14 protein-coding genes are annotated in these 14,988 nt (G+C 72.3%); 4 read left to right on the top strand and 10 right to left on the bottom strand.

The annotated features are described in order from the left end of the window. Window positions 1-63 precede the first annotated feature (63 nt). Window positions 64-1,215 carry a sensor histidine kinase gene (locus B0E54_RS10365; protein ID WP_234583145.1) on the top strand — a complete coding sequence of 384 codons (1,152 nt, stop codon included), beginning with the start codon at window positions 64-66 and terminating at the stop codon, window positions 1,213-1,215. Further along, the gene (locus tag B0E54_RS10370) at window positions 1,212-1,853 is read left to right on the top strand and encodes a response regulator transcription factor (protein ID WP_234583146.1); all 642 of its coding nucleotides are present in this window, start codon (window positions 1,212-1,214) and stop codon (window positions 1,851-1,853) included. Before B0E54_RS10365 ends, B0E54_RS10370 begins: the two co-directional genes overlap by 4 nt. Before the next feature lie 24 nt (window positions 1,854-1,877). Here B0E54_RS10370 and B0E54_RS10375 read toward each other — a convergent pair whose 3' ends face one another. From B0E54_RS10375 to B0E54_RS10405, 7 genes are all read right to left on the bottom strand, one after another. After that, window positions 1,878-2,495, bottom strand: a complete 618-nt coding sequence (locus tag B0E54_RS10375) for a DedA family protein (RefSeq protein ID WP_234583147.1) — start codon at window positions 2,493-2,495, stop codon at window positions 1,878-1,880. Window positions 2,496-2,565: 70 nt separating this feature from the next. After that, window positions 2,566-3,828, bottom strand: a complete 1,263-nt coding sequence (locus tag B0E54_RS10380; protein ID WP_234583148.1) for an adenylosuccinate synthetase — start codon at window positions 3,826-3,828, stop codon at window positions 2,566-2,568. Next, window positions 3,825-4,784 carry a hypothetical protein gene (locus B0E54_RS10385; protein ID WP_234583149.1) on the bottom strand — a complete coding sequence of 320 codons (960 nt, stop codon included), beginning with the start codon at window positions 4,782-4,784 and terminating at the stop codon, window positions 3,825-3,827. Before B0E54_RS10385 ends, B0E54_RS10380 begins: the two co-directional genes overlap by 4 nt. Window positions 4,785-4,793: 9 nt before the next feature. Then, complete coding sequence (locus tag B0E54_RS10390) at window positions 4,794-5,765, bottom strand: serine/threonine protein kinase (RefSeq protein ID WP_234583150.1); 972 nt, start codon at window positions 5,763-5,765, stop codon at window positions 4,794-4,796. Beyond that, on the bottom strand, window positions 5,762-6,514 hold the full coding sequence (locus B0E54_RS10395) for an NUDIX domain-containing protein (RefSeq protein WP_234583151.1): 753 nt from the start codon (window positions 6,512-6,514) through the stop codon (window positions 5,762-5,764). Before B0E54_RS10395 ends, B0E54_RS10390 begins: the two co-directional genes overlap by 4 nt. 95 nt (window positions 6,515-6,609) lie before the next feature. After that, complete coding sequence (locus B0E54_RS10400; protein ID WP_234583152.1) at window positions 6,610-7,647, bottom strand: MaoC/PaaZ C-terminal domain-containing protein; 1,038 nt, start codon at window positions 7,645-7,647, stop codon at window positions 6,610-6,612. Further along, the gene (locus tag B0E54_RS10405; protein ID WP_234583153.1) at window positions 7,647-8,993 is read right to left on the bottom strand and encodes a 3-oxoacyl-ACP reductase; all 1,347 of its coding nucleotides are present in this window, start codon (window positions 8,991-8,993) and stop codon (window positions 7,647-7,649) included. Before B0E54_RS10405 ends, B0E54_RS10400 begins: the two co-directional genes overlap by 1 nt. A 55-nt stretch (window positions 8,994-9,048) precedes the next feature. Here B0E54_RS10405 and B0E54_RS10410 point away from each other — a divergent pair, with 55 nt between their 5' ends. Beyond that, window positions 9,049-10,341 carry an acetyl-CoA C-acetyltransferase gene (locus tag B0E54_RS10410; protein WP_234583154.1) on the top strand — a complete coding sequence of 431 codons (1,293 nt, stop codon included), beginning with the start codon at window positions 9,049-9,051 and terminating at the stop codon, window positions 10,339-10,341. Window positions 10,342-10,394: 53 nt separating this feature from the next. Here B0E54_RS10410 and B0E54_RS10415 read toward each other — a convergent pair whose 3' ends face one another. After that, window positions 10,395-11,711 carry a PKD domain-containing protein gene (locus B0E54_RS10415; protein ID WP_234583155.1) on the bottom strand — a complete coding sequence of 439 codons (1,317 nt, stop codon included), beginning with the start codon at window positions 11,709-11,711 and terminating at the stop codon, window positions 10,395-10,397. After that, window positions 11,708-12,715: a right-handed parallel beta-helix repeat-containing protein gene (locus B0E54_RS10420; protein WP_234583156.1), complete on the bottom strand. Its 1,008-nt coding sequence runs from the start codon at window positions 12,713-12,715 to the stop codon at window positions 11,708-11,710. The genes B0E54_RS10415 and B0E54_RS10420 overlap by 4 nt, the downstream gene beginning before the upstream one ends. Window positions 12,716-12,889: 174 nt before the next feature. Here B0E54_RS10420 and purB point away from each other — a divergent pair, with 174 nt between their 5' ends. Further along, complete coding sequence (gene purB / locus B0E54_RS10425; protein WP_234583157.1) at window positions 12,890-14,314, top strand: adenylosuccinate lyase; 1,425 nt, start codon at window positions 12,890-12,892, stop codon at window positions 14,312-14,314. 102 nt (window positions 14,315-14,416) lie between these two features. On the opposite strand, the gene B0E54_RS10430 is transcribed toward purB, so the two are convergent. Next, window positions 14,417-14,980 carry a YbjQ family protein gene (locus B0E54_RS10430; protein ID WP_234583158.1) on the bottom strand — a complete coding sequence of 188 codons (564 nt, stop codon included), beginning with the start codon at window positions 14,978-14,980 and terminating at the stop codon, window positions 14,417-14,419. Window positions 14,981-14,988: the final 8 nt, after the last annotated feature.

Here is a 14,988-nt window from a genome sequence, read left to right on the forward strand (position 1 = left end):
ACCGCACCCGGGTACGGCGCCACGGGCCGGTGCGATCCGCCGGTTGAGCCCTAGGCTCGCTGGGTGGCCTCCAGCGCCCTCGCCCTCCGGCGGGTCGTCCACCGGTACGCCCCGCAGATGCTCGCCGTCCTGGTCGCCGCGGCCGTCTGGGCCAGCGCGACAGGTGACATCGGGGTCCGTTCGCCGCTGCCGGGCGCGGTCGTGCTGCTGATCGCGCTGGGCTCGGCGTGGGCGGCCGGCATGATCCGCACTCGGCGCTGGCCGTTGTTCCTGGCCGCGGCGGTCGGCTGGCTGGTGCTCGCCGCGGCGGCCGCCGGGGTGCTGGCCTCGTACCAGGCGGGTCTGCGGTTACGCGGCCGCCAACTCGCCGGCTACCTCGCCGGTGCGGCAGTGGTGCTGGCCGGTGGGGTGCTGGTCGGCCTGGCGGTGGGTGGCGTACGCCGGATCACCACCGCCGCCAGCGGCAACGTGCTGCTGCTCGCCGCCTGTCTGGTCGGGCTGCCGTTGGTCTTCGGCCTCTGGGTGCGGGCCCGTCAGGACACGCTCGCCGCTCTGCGGGACCGCGCCGAACGGCTGGAACGCGAGCAGGAGGCGCGCGCCGACCGGGTTCGCGCCGAGGAGCGGACCCGGATCGCCCGGGAGATGCACGACGTGGTGGCACACCGGGTCTCGCTGATGGTGGTGCATGCCGGCGCGCTGGAGGTGACCGCCGTGGACCCGGGGACCGTCGAGGCCGCCGCGCTGATCCGGACGACCGGCCGGCAGGCGCTCACCGACCTGCGCGAGGTGCTGGGTGTGCTGCGCCAGACCGACCCGGCGGTGACGCCGGAGCGAGGGCTCGACACCTTGGACGAGTTGATCGGGGAGTCCCGTGCCGCCGGGCTCCGGGTGTCCCGGCAGGACGAGGGCGTGCCGATGGCGCTACCCGCGACGCTGGGCCGCACCGCGTACCGGGTGGTTCGCGAGGCGCTGACCAACGTGCGCAAGCACGCGGCCGACGCCGAGACGACGGTCTGCCTGCGCTATCTGCCCGACGGGCTGGAGGTGCTGGTCCGCAACGGCCCGTCCGAGGGGACGTCGACGCTGCCCGGTGCCGGGCAGGGGCTGCTCGGGCTGCGTGAGCGGGTGGAACTGCTCGGCGGCCGGTTGGAGGCGGCTCCCGTGGACGGTGGTTTCCTGGTCCGGGCCCTGATCCCGCTGGCGGGTGCGGCGTGATCCGGGTGGTGGTGGTCGACGACGAGCAACTGGTTCGTGCCGGGTTGCGGTTGATCCTGGAGGCCGCCGAGGACATCACCGTCGTCGGCGAGGCGGCCGACGGCGTTGGCGCGCTGGAGCAGGCCCGGCGGTTACGCCCCGACGTGGTGCTGCTCGACGTGCGGATGCCGAGCGTCGACGGGCTGACCGTCGCGCCCGAGGTGGTCGCCGCCGGCCCGAAGGTGATCATGTTGACCACCTTCGACCTCGACGAGTACGTGCACCAGGCGCTGCGGGCCGGCGCGGTCGGCTTCCTGCTCAAGGACACCCCGCCCCGCGAGCTGGCCTCCGCCGTCCGGACGGTGGCCGCCGGGAACGCGATGCTCGCCCCGACGGTGACCCGGCGTCTGATCAGCTCGTTCGCCGAGCGTGGTCCGGCCCGCCGGGACGCGGCCCGGGAGCGGTTGGCGCCGCTTACCGAGCGGGAGTTGGCGATCGTCCGGGAGGTGGCGCGGGGGCTCGGCAACGCGGAGATCGCCCGGCGGCTGACGATGAGCGAGGCGACAGTGAAGGCACACGTCAGCCGGGCGCTGGCGAAACTGCACGCGGGCAACCGGGTGCAGTTGGCCATCCTGGTGTACGACGCCGACCTGCTGTGACGGGTGTCGGGTCGGTCCGCACGGTCAGTCGCGGGCGGCGGCGCGGCGGTGCGCCCGGTGGCGCAGCCAGCGGATGCCCTCGATGCCAAGCGTCACGAGCACCGAGAGACCGATGCCGGCGAGGACGCCCTTGACGGGGTGCCGCTCGAAGGCCAGCCCACCGAAGTAGCCGAGCAGTCCGCAGTACATGGCCCAGGTGACCGTGGCGATCGCGTCGTAGAGCAGGAACGACCGGCGGGGATACCGCACCGCGCCCATGGTGAGGGTGACGGCGGTCCGGCCACCCGGCAGGTAGCGGGAAGTGGTCAGGATCAGCCCGCCGCGCCGGTTCAGTGCCCGCCGGGCCCACTCGGAACTGGCCCTCCGTCGGCTCCCGTCGGGAAACCCGGCGAGCCGGTTCGCACCGCCACCTCGTCCGATGGCGTACGAGATGTGGTCGCCGGCGCAGGCACCCACCGCGGCGGCGGCGATCACCGCTGCCAGGTTGGGGTTGCCGCCGGTCGAGAGCACGGCGGCGGTGATGACGGCCGCCTCGCCGGGTACGGCCGGAAAGAACGCGTCGACCGCTGTGAGCCCGAAGATCAGCAGGTACACCCATGGCGAGGTGACCAGCTGTCGGAGCAGGTCGAGCGCGGCGTCCATGCACTCATGCTCGCCGGGTGCGAGCCGCCCGGTGGCCGAGTCGGCGGATCACCTCCTTCGGTCCCGGATGTCAGGCCGAGCGCGCCAGAGCGGGTGGGGTGAGCAGCGGGCCGTGCGGGATCTTGTCGTCGGCGGTGGGGCCGTGCGAGGTCAGCACCACAGGTTTGCCCAGCTCGACGCCGACCGCCTCGGCCCAGTCCGCCGGCGGGTCGTCGTACACCGGGCGGGAGCCCAGCAGGCGGTCGGTGAGCGCGGCCTGGCGGTCCAGGTCGCCGGGTGGGCCGGGGTCGAGCCGGTCGGTGGTGTCGTAGCGGCGGCAGATCCGCAGGTCGGGGTTGGCCAGGTCGAGGTGGGTCAGCGCCAGGCCGTCCACGCCGCCGGCCGCCGCGAGGGCGTACCGGTGGGCGACCGCGTCGAAGTGACCGAACCGGAACCGGCCCTGCCACGGGTTCGTCGGGTTGTGCGGATCGGACAGCGGCAGGCTCGGGTCCTCGGTCACCAGCGGGCCGGCCCCGTGCCGGGTGGTGACGATCCGCAGCACCCCGAGCCGGGTCAGGTCGCCGGCCTGACCAGCCTCGGCGAGCAGGCTGTCGGCGTTGGCGAACGTGGTGGTGCTCCACGTCGTGTACGGGTGGAAGCCGTGCCACTCGTCGAGCAGCACGCCCTGCGCGCCCTCGAAGACGCAGGTCCCGGCACGCAGCGCCCCGGCGAGCCAGCTCCCGTCGACGATGGCGACCCGCCCGGCGAACCCGCTGAACGCGGGCAGGCAGTCATCCACAGGTGGCGCGTCCAGCGGGCCCAGCTCGGCGGTCAGCCGGTCCCGCAGGGTGGTGAGCCTCCGGCGCAGCAGGGCCGGGCGGTGGCAGTCGGCGACACGGGGCGCGTCGTCGGGGTGGGCGAGACCGTACGCGACGGCCTCACCCACCCCCAGCCCGCAGGAGCCGTGCCGGTCGGCGCCCCGGGCGATCTCCCGGGCGCGGTTGGCGGCCCGGTGGTACGGGGTGGCGAGCAGCGCGTCGGCGTCGACGGTCAGCCGGTCGAGCGCGTCGGGCACCCCGATCGTGGCGAGATGGTCGGCCTCGGCGGCCAGCGCCAGCGGGTCCACCACGACGTGCCGGGACAGGTGCGTACCGACACCGGGATGGAACGTGCCCGCGCCGAACTGCGCGAACGTGTGGTGCCGCCCGTCGCGCAGTACGACGTTGTGCGCCGCCTGCGCGCCCCCGTTGAAGCGGACCACCGTGTGCACCGGGCGGGTGGCGCAGAGCCAGTCCACCACCGTGCCCTTGCCGGCGTCGCCGAAGCCGAGGTCGACCACCGCCACGTGATTCACAGCCGGGTCACCCCGCCGGTGGTGTCGCGGAACGCCGGCAGCGTCGACACCTCGGCCCGCCGCCCCCGGCCGAGGCGGGCCAGGGCCTTCGAGACGGTGCCGGTGGCGCTGGAGCCGGCGTGGTCCAGGTGGCGAAGGCCCTCGTCCAGGTCGATGGCCTGCTCGCCGAGGCCGATGGTGAGCGCGATGGTCTCGCAGACGGCGTCGAGGTCGTCGAGCACCACGGCGTTCTGCCCGAAGAGGTCCCGCCAGAAGTCGAGCACCTTGGCGTTGCCGGCGTAGTGGCTGCCGGCGGGGAGCAGGTAGTAGGTGTCCCAGCGGCGGGTCACCTCGTCGACGACCTGCCGCAGCGGCACGTCCTCGGAGAGGTTGTCGCCGATCAGCCCGGCCACCTCACGAGCCTTCACCTGCGGGTACGCCAGCTCGTCGCCGATGATGAACAGGTAGCCGCGCCGGCCGCGCTTCTCCCAGTTGTCGGTCACGGTGTGCCGGGCCATGAAGTACAGGGCCAGCTCGTACGACTCGCTCATCTGCCCGCCACCACCGCCTTCGAGGACGATCCGGCCGAGGTCGTCGTCCATCCGGTTGTCCGACTCGAACTGGCCGACCTGCAACGGAACCCGGTCGCAGGTGGCGTCGCCGATCGCGCCGAACATGATCTGCGGGTCGCTGGCGTACCCCTGCCGTTGCAGCAGCCCGAGCAGCTGCGGCAGCTTGGTCTGCAGGGCGCGCGGCACCCTGCGCATGGAACCGGTTACGTCGAACAGCACAGCGATGGGCGTCGATCGCGGGTGCTCGTCGGAGTCCCGGCTCTCCCGGCTCGCGTCGCGGGGGTCGAGCGCGGGGTGCACGGTGCGCGCGCCGCTGTCGCTGTAGGAGAAGGCGCTCCGGCCGGTGGACCGGCGGTAGCGGTCGGCGGCGTCGTACACGTCGGTGGACCAGATTCCACTGCCCATGACAGCTCCTTAGGGGGTGAGGGTGAAGGGTCGGAAGGTGCGTGGCCCGTAGAGCCGGTCCAACACCTGGTCGAGTTCGCGCAGCAGTGCCCAGGCGTCGTCCGGTCGGGCGTCCAGGGCCCGCTGCCGGCAACCCTGCGCGAAGGCGTGCAGCTCGCGGGGCGCGCGCGGGCCCATCAGCCAGCTCATGCAGCGGCTGGCCATCGCGATGTCGGTGCCCGGGCCGCAGGGCCGCTTGCCGGGGACCTCCTGCGGATACCAGTCCTGGTGGCCGGGCACCATGGCCGGGATCGTGCTGCCGACGGCTGCGGAGAAGCACCAGTCCACAAGCACCACGCCGTGTGCGGCCGGCTCGATCAGCACGTGTCGCGGCAGGACCGCGCCGTGCACCACGCCCGCCCGGTGGGCCAGGCCGAGCACCACCAGCAGTCGCCGCCACATCCAGGCCACGTCCCGGGCGTCCAACCCGTCGGGGTACGCGCGTCGCACCACTTCGAGGTCGTGCAGGCCCGGCGCGGTGGCGAGGACGGTGATCCGCCGTTCGGCACCGGAGGCGGCGTCGCGGTGTGCGAACTCGTCGACGAGCCGAGGCACGTACGGCAGGTAGCGCGGGTCGCCGCGCTCGGCGATGGTGCGCAGGGCGTGCGCCTCGCGGGCCATGAGGTCGTTGTCGGTGGGCCGTCGGGGGAGTTTGAGCAGCCGGTCGTCGCCCACGTCGTAGAGGTCGGCCAGGTCACCCGAGTGAGCCGGCGTGCCGAGGCGGTAGTCGCCGAGGACTGTGACCTGCCGGGCCTGCCACCGGGTGGTGACGTGGATGAACGCGTCGAGGGCTTCGGCGCGTACCGCCGGGTCGGCCGGCAGGCGGTCGGGGTGCAGGGCCGCGACCAGCTCGCGGTAGCGGCGGGCCGGCTGGTCGGCGCCGAACAGGTCGGCGTCGGTGCGGGCGGCCGCGACCAGGCCGATGGCCTCGGTGGCCCTCACCGCACGGTCTCCTCGCGGGCGGGGCGCAGCAGCGCCGGGTGCAGCAGGCGGGCGTCGCCGGCCCGGTAGAGCCGTGCGCGGGGGCCGCCTCGGGCACCGCCGCGCTCGGTGCTGGCGCCGGTGCTCTCCACGAACCCCGGCACGGAGAGCACCTTGCGGTGGAAGTTGCCGGCGTGCAGCGGGTGCCCCCAGACCGTCTCGTAGACGGCGCGCAGCTCGCTGATCGTGAACTCGGCGGCGAGGAAGCGGGTGGCGAGCGGCGTGTACTCCAGCTTGGACCGGGCCCGCTCCAGCGCGTCGTCGATGATGCGGCTGTGGTCGAAGGCGAGCTGCCGGCTGGTCAGCGCGGTCACCGGCAGCCAGCTCGCCTCGTCGGCGTCGGTGCCGGCGGCCGGGTCCGGCAGGTCGGGTGCGAACGCGAGGTGGGCGATCGAGACGACCCGCATCCGCGGGTCGCGGTCGGGAGCGCCGTAACTGCCCAACTGCTCCAGGTGTACGCGTCGCAGCGCCTCCCCGCCAAGCCCGGTCTCCTCGGCCAGCTCGCGTCGAGCGCCGGCGGCCAGGTCCTCGTCGAGGCGGACGAAGCCGCCGGGCAGCGCCCAGTGCCCCGCGAAGGGCGCCTCGCCGCGTCGGATCAGCAGCAGGTGCAGCGCGTCGTCGCGGATGGTCAGCGCCACCACGTCGACTGTCACGGCGACCGACGGGTAGGCCCGTGGGTCGTACGCGGCCAGGAAGTCCTGCTCGTTCATCGGGTCTCCCTCACCTTGAGATCATCTCGCTCTGAGAACAACGTAGCGCAGACGTGCGCCCCTGCCAAGCCCGAATCAGGATCGGCAGGGGCGCGTCAGCGCACGAGACCCGCCAAATGCGGCCGGCCGCGCGAGTCGTGCAGGGCGAATGCCCCGTCCGGCAGCAGGGTGAAGTTCACCGTGCTCGGCAGCGGTACGGGCAGCTTGAACGCCACCTCGACGGTGCAGGCGTCCGGCAGCCGCGTCTCCAGTGCCGCGAGGCAGCGCGCCTTGCTCCACATGCCGTGCGCGATCGGCCGGCGGAAGCCGAACAGCCGCGCCCCGAGCCGGGAGGTGTGGATCGGGTTGTGGTCCCCGGAGACCCGCGCGTACTCGGTGCCCACGTGGGGTTCGACCCGCCAGCGGGCCGTGGCCGTGGGCGCGGGCGGACGCTCGCCCCGATCGCGCCCACCGGGTGCGCGGTCCCGACCCAGGTACGTCGAGACGCCGCGCCACACCTCCTCGCCGTCGACCGAGCCGACCAGCACCACGTCCACCTGCCGCCCCCGGTCGTGCGGACGCAGGTCCTGGGCGAACGTCGTGAAGTCGAGGGCCTCGTCGGCCGTGATCGGGCGCTGCGTGGTGATCCGGTTGCCGACGTGCACCACACCGGTCAGCGGGATGGGAAAGCCCGGCGCGGTCATCAGTCGCAGGGTCAACGGAAAGCCCAGGACGTGCGGGTAGGTCGCGGGCAGCCGATCGGTGAGCCGGAACCCGCAGACCCGGTCGTAGTCGGCCAGGTGGGCGCGGTCGGTCCGCACCCCGGCCACGGTGAACTCGACCGCCGGCAGGTCGGCCCCGCGCCGCCCACCGAGTCCGGGCAGCGCGCCGAGCGCGGCCCGCCGGTACAGCGCGCCGGGCGCGGGCATCCGGGGCAACTCGACGCGCTCTCGGCTGCCCGTGCCGGCCGATCCGTGGCCGGTGAGATCGCTTCTCACCTGGGCCGCCGACGCGCTCAGGTCGTGCGTCTGCTCGTCGGCGTCGAGGGCCTGCGGCCGGCGGATCGCGTCCAACGTCTCGGACGACAGGATCTCGGTCGGGCCCTCGATCAGCTCGTGGACCGACAGGTCGTCCGGCTCTCTCCGTTTGCCCATCACGCCCCCAGCAGGCTCTGGCCACAGACCCGTACGACGTTGCCGCTGACCGCGCCGCTGGCCGGCCAGGCCAGCCAGCCGATCGTCTCGGCCACGTCCACCGGCAGCCCGCCCTGGGCCAGGCTGTTCATCCGCCGGCCCGCCTCCCGGACCACGAGCGGAATGCGCGCGGTCATCTGCGTCTCGATGAAGCCCGGGGCCACCGCGTTGACGCTGATCCCCCGGTCACGCAGGGCCGGGGCGAGCGAGTCGACCAGACCGATGACGCCGGCCTTGCTGGTGGCGTAGTTGGTCTGCCCCCGGTTGCCGGCGATCCCGGCGATCGAGGAGACGCCGATGATCCGCCCGCCGGCCGGGATCAGCTCCCGCTCCAGCAGTACGTCGTTGATGCGCTCCTGACTGGACAGGTTGACGTCGATGACCTGGTCCCACCGGTCGGCGTCCATCCGGCCGAGCGTCTTGTCCCGGGTGATGCCGGCGTTGTGCACCACCACGTCGACCCGGCCGTGCCGGCTGGCCAGGTGGTCGGCGAGACGGGTCGGCGCGTCCGGCGCGGTCAGGTCGAGTTGGACTGCCGTACCGCCGATGTCGTTCGCCACCGCGGCGAGGGCGTCCCCGGCCGCCGGGATGTCCAGGGCGACCACCTGTGCGCCGTCGCGGGCGAGCACCTTCGCCAACGCCGCGCCGATGCCCCGGGCGGCCCCGGTGACCAGCACGACCTGCCCGTCCAGCGGGCGGTCCCAGTCGGCCGGCGCGCTCGCCCCGCCGGCACCGACCCGGATGACCTGCCCCGAGACGTACGCGGACCGGCCGGACAGGAGGAACCGCACTGTCGATTCGAGGCCGGTGCCGGTGGCGTCGCGGGTCACCTGGACGAGCTGGGCGGTGGTGCCGCGACCGAACTCCTTGCCGATGCTTCGGACCAGCCCTTCCAGGGCGCGCTGTGCGGTCGCCGCACGCGGCGTCGGGCACTCGCCGGGCGGGGTGCCGAGCACGATCACCCGGCCACTGGGCAGCAGGGCCCGGGCGTGCGGGTGGAAGAAGTCGTAGAGCTGGCGCAGTTGCGTCGAGTCGGTGATCCCGCTGGCGTCGTACACCAGGGCGCCGAAGCGGTCCTGCGCCCCGGCCGTGCCGGTGTCGCGCAGCTCGACCCCGGCGGCGGTCAGGATCGTGGTGACCTGCTCGGCGAGCCGGCCGCCGTCGGCCGCGCCGAGCAGCGCCGGCCCGGGCAGCAGCGGGTCGCCGGGGTGGTGTCGGCGCAGTCGCGGCGGGTCGGGCAGCCCGAGGCGCTTGACCAGCGCGCGGCCGGCGGCCGATTGGACGAAGCTCGCGTACCTGTCGGTCATGGGCGTAGCCTACTGGCGAGTAGGGTTCGAGCAACACTTGTCGAGGAGGCGGATCGTGCAGAGCATCCGGCGGGTCGCGGTCATCGGGGGCAACCGCATCCCCTTCGCCCGTTCCAACTCCCGCTACGCGGACGCGTCAAACGCGGATCTGCTCGGCGCGGCGCTGGACGGTCTGATCGCCCGCTACGGGCTGGCCGGGCAGCGGGTCGGCGAGGTGGTGGCCGGCGCGGTGCTCAAGCACTCCCGCGACTTCAACCTCACCCGCGAGGTGGTGCTCGGGTCCCGGCTCGACCCGCACACCACCGCGTACGACATCCAGCAGGCCTGCGGCACCGGCCTGGAGGCCGCGATCCTCGTCGCCAACAAGATCGCCCTCGGGCAGCTCGACGTCGGCATCGCCGGCGGTGTCGACACGACCTCCGACGCGCCGCTCGCGGTCAACGAGGAGATGCGGCGCACACTGCTCAAACTCAACTCCGCCCGGACGGTCGGCCAGCGGATGAAGATCGCCGCGAAGCTGCGCCCGCTCCAGCCGTTCAAGCCGGAGATCCCGCGCAACGCCGAACCGCGTACCGGCCTGTCGATGGGGGACCACGCCGCCCAGACCGCGCTGCGCTGGCAGATCGACAGGCGCGCGCAGGACGAGCTGGCCCTGCGCTCGCACCAGCGGTTGGCCGCCGCGTACGACAGGGGTTTCTTCGACGACCTGATGACGCCCTACCTGGGGCTCACCCGCGATCAGAATCTCCGCCCGGACAGCAGTCTGGAGAAGCTCGGCTCGCTCAAGCCGGTCTTCGGCACCCGCGGGCCGGACGCCGAACACGCCACCATGACCGCCGGCAACTCCTCGCCGCTCACCGACGGCGCGTCCACGGTGCTGCTAGCCAGCGAGGAGTGGGCCGCCGCACACCACCTGCCGGTGCTGGCCTGGTTCAGCTGGTCGGAGACGGCGGCCGTGGACTTCGTGCACGGCGACGAGGGGCTGCTGATGGCTCCTGCGTACGCGGTGCCCCGGATGCTGGCCCGTGCCGGGCTGACGCTGCAGGACTTCGACTACTACGAGATCCACGAGGCGTTCGCCTCGCAGGTGCTGGCCACCCTCGCCGCCTGGGAATCGCCGGAGTTCTGCAAGGACCGGCTCGGCCTGGACGCGCCGCTGGGCGCGATCAACACCGACCGGCTCAACGTCAACGGCTCGTCGCTGGCCGCCGGGCACCCGTTCGCCGCGACGGGCGGGCGGATCGTGGCCACGCTGGCGAAGCTGCTCGCCGAAAAGGGGAGCGGGCGTGGCCTGATCTCGATCTGCGCGGCCGGCGGCCAGGGCGTGACGGCGATCCTGGAGCGCTGACGGGCGACGCCCGCCCGGTTCTGTGCCGGGCGGGCGTCGGTGTCGTGGACGGCTCAGCCGACTGTGAACTTCTCCCAGATGCCGATGGCCGGGCGATTGGCGATCAGTGGCTTCGACCCGGCGCCGTCTGCGGTGACGTAGCGGCCGTTGACGACGGCCTTGAAGCTCACCGTGCCGTCGCTGTTGCGGGTCATGGTGAATCGCTCCCAGGCGCCGACCGTGGGCCGGTTCGCGATCAGGGGTTTGGTGCCGGCACTCTCGGCGGTGACAAAGCGGTTGTTGGCGCGGGCGAAGAGGCCGACCTGGCCGGCGCCGAGGTCGACCACGTCGAACCGCTCCCACGCGCCGGCGGTCGGCCGGTTCGCGATCAGCGGCTTCGCACCTGCGCTCTCGGCCACGACGTAGCGGCCGTTGACGCTGGCCTTCAGAGACCTGTTCGCGTCCGCGACCGGCACCTGGTGGAACTTCTCCCAGGGGCCGATGGCGGGTCGGTTGGCCGACAGGGCGACGGCTCCGCCGGGCTCGGCGGCGACGTACAGTCCGTTACTCGCCTTGAGGCTGACGGTGCCGTCGCTGTTTCGGACGACCGTGAATTTTTCCACGGTGGTGACCAGCTGGCTGGTGGCGTTCAGCGTTCCCGGGTCGGATGGGGTCTGGGTGACGTAGAGGCCGCTGGCCCGGGACAGGAGGGCGACCTGGCCGTTGCCGGCGTCCGCCAGGTCGTACTGCGCGGTGGCCGTCAACCCGACCTGGTTGGGCAGGAGGTTCGGCGCGGTGGTGCCGACGTAGCGGAGGTTGGACAGGGCGAGCAGGCCCACGGTCGCCGTCCGCCGCAGCATGCTCACCTTCTTGGTGCTGCTGCCCGACAGGCCGTCGGTGCCGCTGGCGCTGACGGTGACGTCGTAGGTGCCCGGCTTGGCGTACTTGTGTGTGATGCGCGGGCTCGCCTGGCTGACGGAGGTGCCGTCGCCGAATGTGAACTCGTATCGATCGATCGGGACGAAGCCCGGCTGGGAGGTGGAGGCGTCCAGGCTGACCGTGCTCGTGCCGAGGTCCAGGGTCGCCTCGAAGGACGACACCGGGTGCTTGGCCGGCTCCGTCGCGCCACGGTCGGCGTACGTGATTGGGCCGGCGCCGGTGTTCGGCACGGCCGGGTCGTCGCGACGTGACAGGCCCGCGGTGTCGACTTCCTGGTAGCCGGGTGCCGCTGAGTTCGCCGAGTCGACGTTGTCCCGATCTCCCGTCGTTTCCCGGTCGTGTGCGGCCTGCCCGGAAACGGTGCGGAACTGGGTGAGCCCCATCCGGGTGCCGTTCCAGGAGTAGCTGGACGCGGACGCGGACCAGTGCCAGACGTTGTTGTAATCGATCACCGTGCCGCTCGGCGCCTCGTCGTAGACCCGACCTCGACTCCTGCGGGGTCCTGTCGATCGCAGTAGACCTGGGAGAAGGCGCCGTTGTTGCGGAGCACATTGTTCTGGATCGAGACGCGGGAGGAGGCCCCGTCGATCCGGATGCCGCCGAGGCAGCGATCCTGGATGTCGTTGTTCGCGATGGCCGTGCCCGTGGCTCCGCGGTTGTGGACGCCGTAACCGATCCCGCCCATGATTCGGTTGTTGGCCACCACCGTGTCGGCGGCGCCAGGGCCCACCACGATGGCGGGGCCGGAGAAGCCGGCGACATCGCTGCCGAGGATGGTGTTGCGTGGCCCGTCGATGCGGATGCCCACGCTCCCATCGGTGGCGGCGTGGCTCTCCGTGGTGGATACCGTGACGTCGTCGACGACCACCCCGCTGGTGGCAGCATCCATGGTCAGCCCAGCGGGAAGTGCCGCTCCGGTGGCGATGACCTCTTCCAGCAGCGCTCCCGTCACATCGACGAGTCGGATGGCGGGCACCGTCGCGACGTCTGCCATCGTGAACCTGCCGCCCGCGACCAGGATGTTCGAGGCGTTGCGTAGGTCCAGGGCGGGCACGTCGGCCGCCCCGCTGACGTTGAGCCCCTCGATGTAGATGTCGTGTTGACCGTTGACGACCAGGCCCGCGGTCGGCCCGAGAAGCGTGACCCGCCCTCCAGAAGGCCTGGCGATGAAGGCGATCGACGCCTCCGGCGTGCCGCTGCGGGTGAAGGTGACCCGCTCGGCGTAGAGGCCGCCGTCGACGTAGACCGTCGAGCCGGCGGTCACCACGGCAGCGGCGGCACCGATCGTGCAGAACGGAGCTGCTTCGGATCCGGGCCCCTGGTCGGAGCAGTTGGCGGCAGCCTTCTTGACGTAGAGAACCGTTGGTTCGACCGCCTGGGCGGGTCCGCCCGTCGCCAACAGGGTGCCGCCGGTCACCGCGGTGACGGTGAGACCGGCGAGGAGATTCTTGCGCATGCGTGCCCTCTGTCGAGGTGGAGGATCCGGCGTCGCCGGAGTCGGAGGGAAATGATGATCCACTACCGGTGGGTAGCGCGCGGTCCCCGGGCGACAAAACGGCCAGGAGGTCCCACCGGCACCCGTGGTGGCCTCCTGGCCGGCCGGATCGCCGGGTAGGAGAGAATGAGGTACGTGACGACGATCCCGAACGTGCTCGCCAACCGGTACGCCTCGCCCGAACTGGTCGCCCTCTGGTCACCGGAGGAGAAGGTCCGGATGGAGCGGCGGCTCTGGCTCGCCGTGCTCCGTGCACAGCGCGACCTCGGGGTGCCCGTGCCGGACGGCGTGGTCGAGGCGTACGAGCGGGTGCTCGACCAGGTCGACCTCGCCTCGATCGCGGAGCGGGAGCGGGTCACCCGGCACGACGTGAAGGCCCGCATCGAGGAGTTCAGCGCGCTCGCCGGGCACGAGCACGTGCACAAGGGGATGACCTCCCGCGACCTCACCGAGAACGTCGAGCAGCTTCAGGTGCGCGCCTCGCTGGAGCTGATCCGGGACCGGGTGGTGGCCACCCTCGCCCGGCTGGCCTGGCTCGCGTACGAGCACTCCGAGCTGGTGATGACCGGCCGTTCGCACAACGTGGCGGCGCAGGCCACCACGTTGGGCAAGCGCTTCGCGTCGGCGGCGGAGGAGCTGCTGATCGCGTACGAGCGGCTGGAGGAGCTGATCGCCCGCTACCCGCTGCGCGGGATCAAGGGCCCGGTCGGCACGGCCGCCGACCAGCTCGACCTCTTCGACGGCGACGCCGACAAGGTGGCCGAGCTGGAGCGGCGCGTCGCCGAGCACCTGGGCTTCGCGCGGGTGCTGGACAGCGTCGGGCAGGTCTACCCGCGCTCGTTGGACTTCGACGTGCTGTCGGCGCTGGCGCAGACCGCCGCCGCGCCGTCGTCGCTGGCGACCACGATCCGGCTGATGGTCGGTCAGGAGTTGGTGACCGAGGGCTTCAAGCCGGGTCAGGTCGGCTCCAGCGCGATGCCGCACAAGATGAACACCCGTTCGTCGGAGCGGGTGAACGGCTTCGCGGTGATCATCCGGGGTTACCTGTCGATGGTCGGCGAGCTGGCGGGTGACCAGTGGAACGAGGGGGACGTGTCCTGCTCGGTGGTCCGCCGGGTGGCCCTGCCGGACGCGTTCTTCGCCGCCGACGGGCTGTTCCAGACCTTCCTGACGGTGCTCGACGAGTTCGGGGCGTACCCGGCGGTGATCAACCGGGAGTTGGAGCGGTTCCTGCCGTTCCTGGCGACCACCAAGATCCTGGTGGCGGCGGTGCGGCGCGGTGTCGGCCGGGAGGTCGCGCACGAGGTGATCAAGGAGCACTCGGTAGCCGTGGCGCTGGCCATGCGCGAGAAGGGTGCCCCGGAGAACGACCTGTTCGACCGCCTGGCCGCCGACGGCCGCCTGGGCCTGTCCCGAGCCGACATCGACACCCTGGTGGCCGACCGCACCGCCTTCGTCGGAGCGGCACGATCCCAGGTGGAATCGATAACCCGCCGCATCACCAAGGTCGTGGAAACCCACCCGAACGCGGCAACCTACACCCCACCCCCCATCCTGTAGTAGCCACGCCTTCCCTTGTTGATCAAGTGGTTTGCGTCATCTTTGATCTCCTGAATGACGCAAACCTCTTGATCACCGGGAAAGGGCGGGGGCGGGCTGGGGTTACTCGCCCGTTGGGGTTTCTGCGGCTGTTCTCAGGTTGGGGGCGCTCGCCGGTTCGGCGATGCCGCCGAGGGATTCCGCGAAGGCCGGGTCGGTGGCGGTCTCCGCGGCCACCGCCGGCTGGTCGGCCGGCATGACCGGGGACATCGTGGGTACGGCGATGACCGCCGTGCCGTACGCGCAGATCTCCATCCACATCTCACCGCAGTCCCGGCTGTCGAAGCGCATGCCGATCACCGCGTTCGCGCCGAGGCGCAGGGCCTCCTCGCCGAGGCGGGTCACCGAGTCGGTGCGCCACCGGGTCAGGTTGTCCGGTGCCATCGGGTCGTACGCGCCACCGCGCAGGTTCTTGACACCCTCGCGGTACGGGTTGCGCGTCCTGGCCATCGATGACACCACCTCACCGAGAATCTGGCGGATCTCGTAGCCGGGCAGTTGCTCTGTCGTCACGACCAGCACGGTTCCGATGCTGTCAGGAGTTGCGCGACCCGATCGTGTGCCGTGTTCACCTGATCGGATGCTGCAAAACGACGCGGCGCGGACGGTCGGCACGCCGCCGACCATCCGCGCCG

It is taken from the genome of Micromonospora sp. MH99 (assembly GCF_021442385.1).
In the GTDB taxonomy this organism is placed as follows: Bacteria; Actinomycetota; Actinomycetes; order Mycobacteriales; family Micromonosporaceae; genus Micromonospora.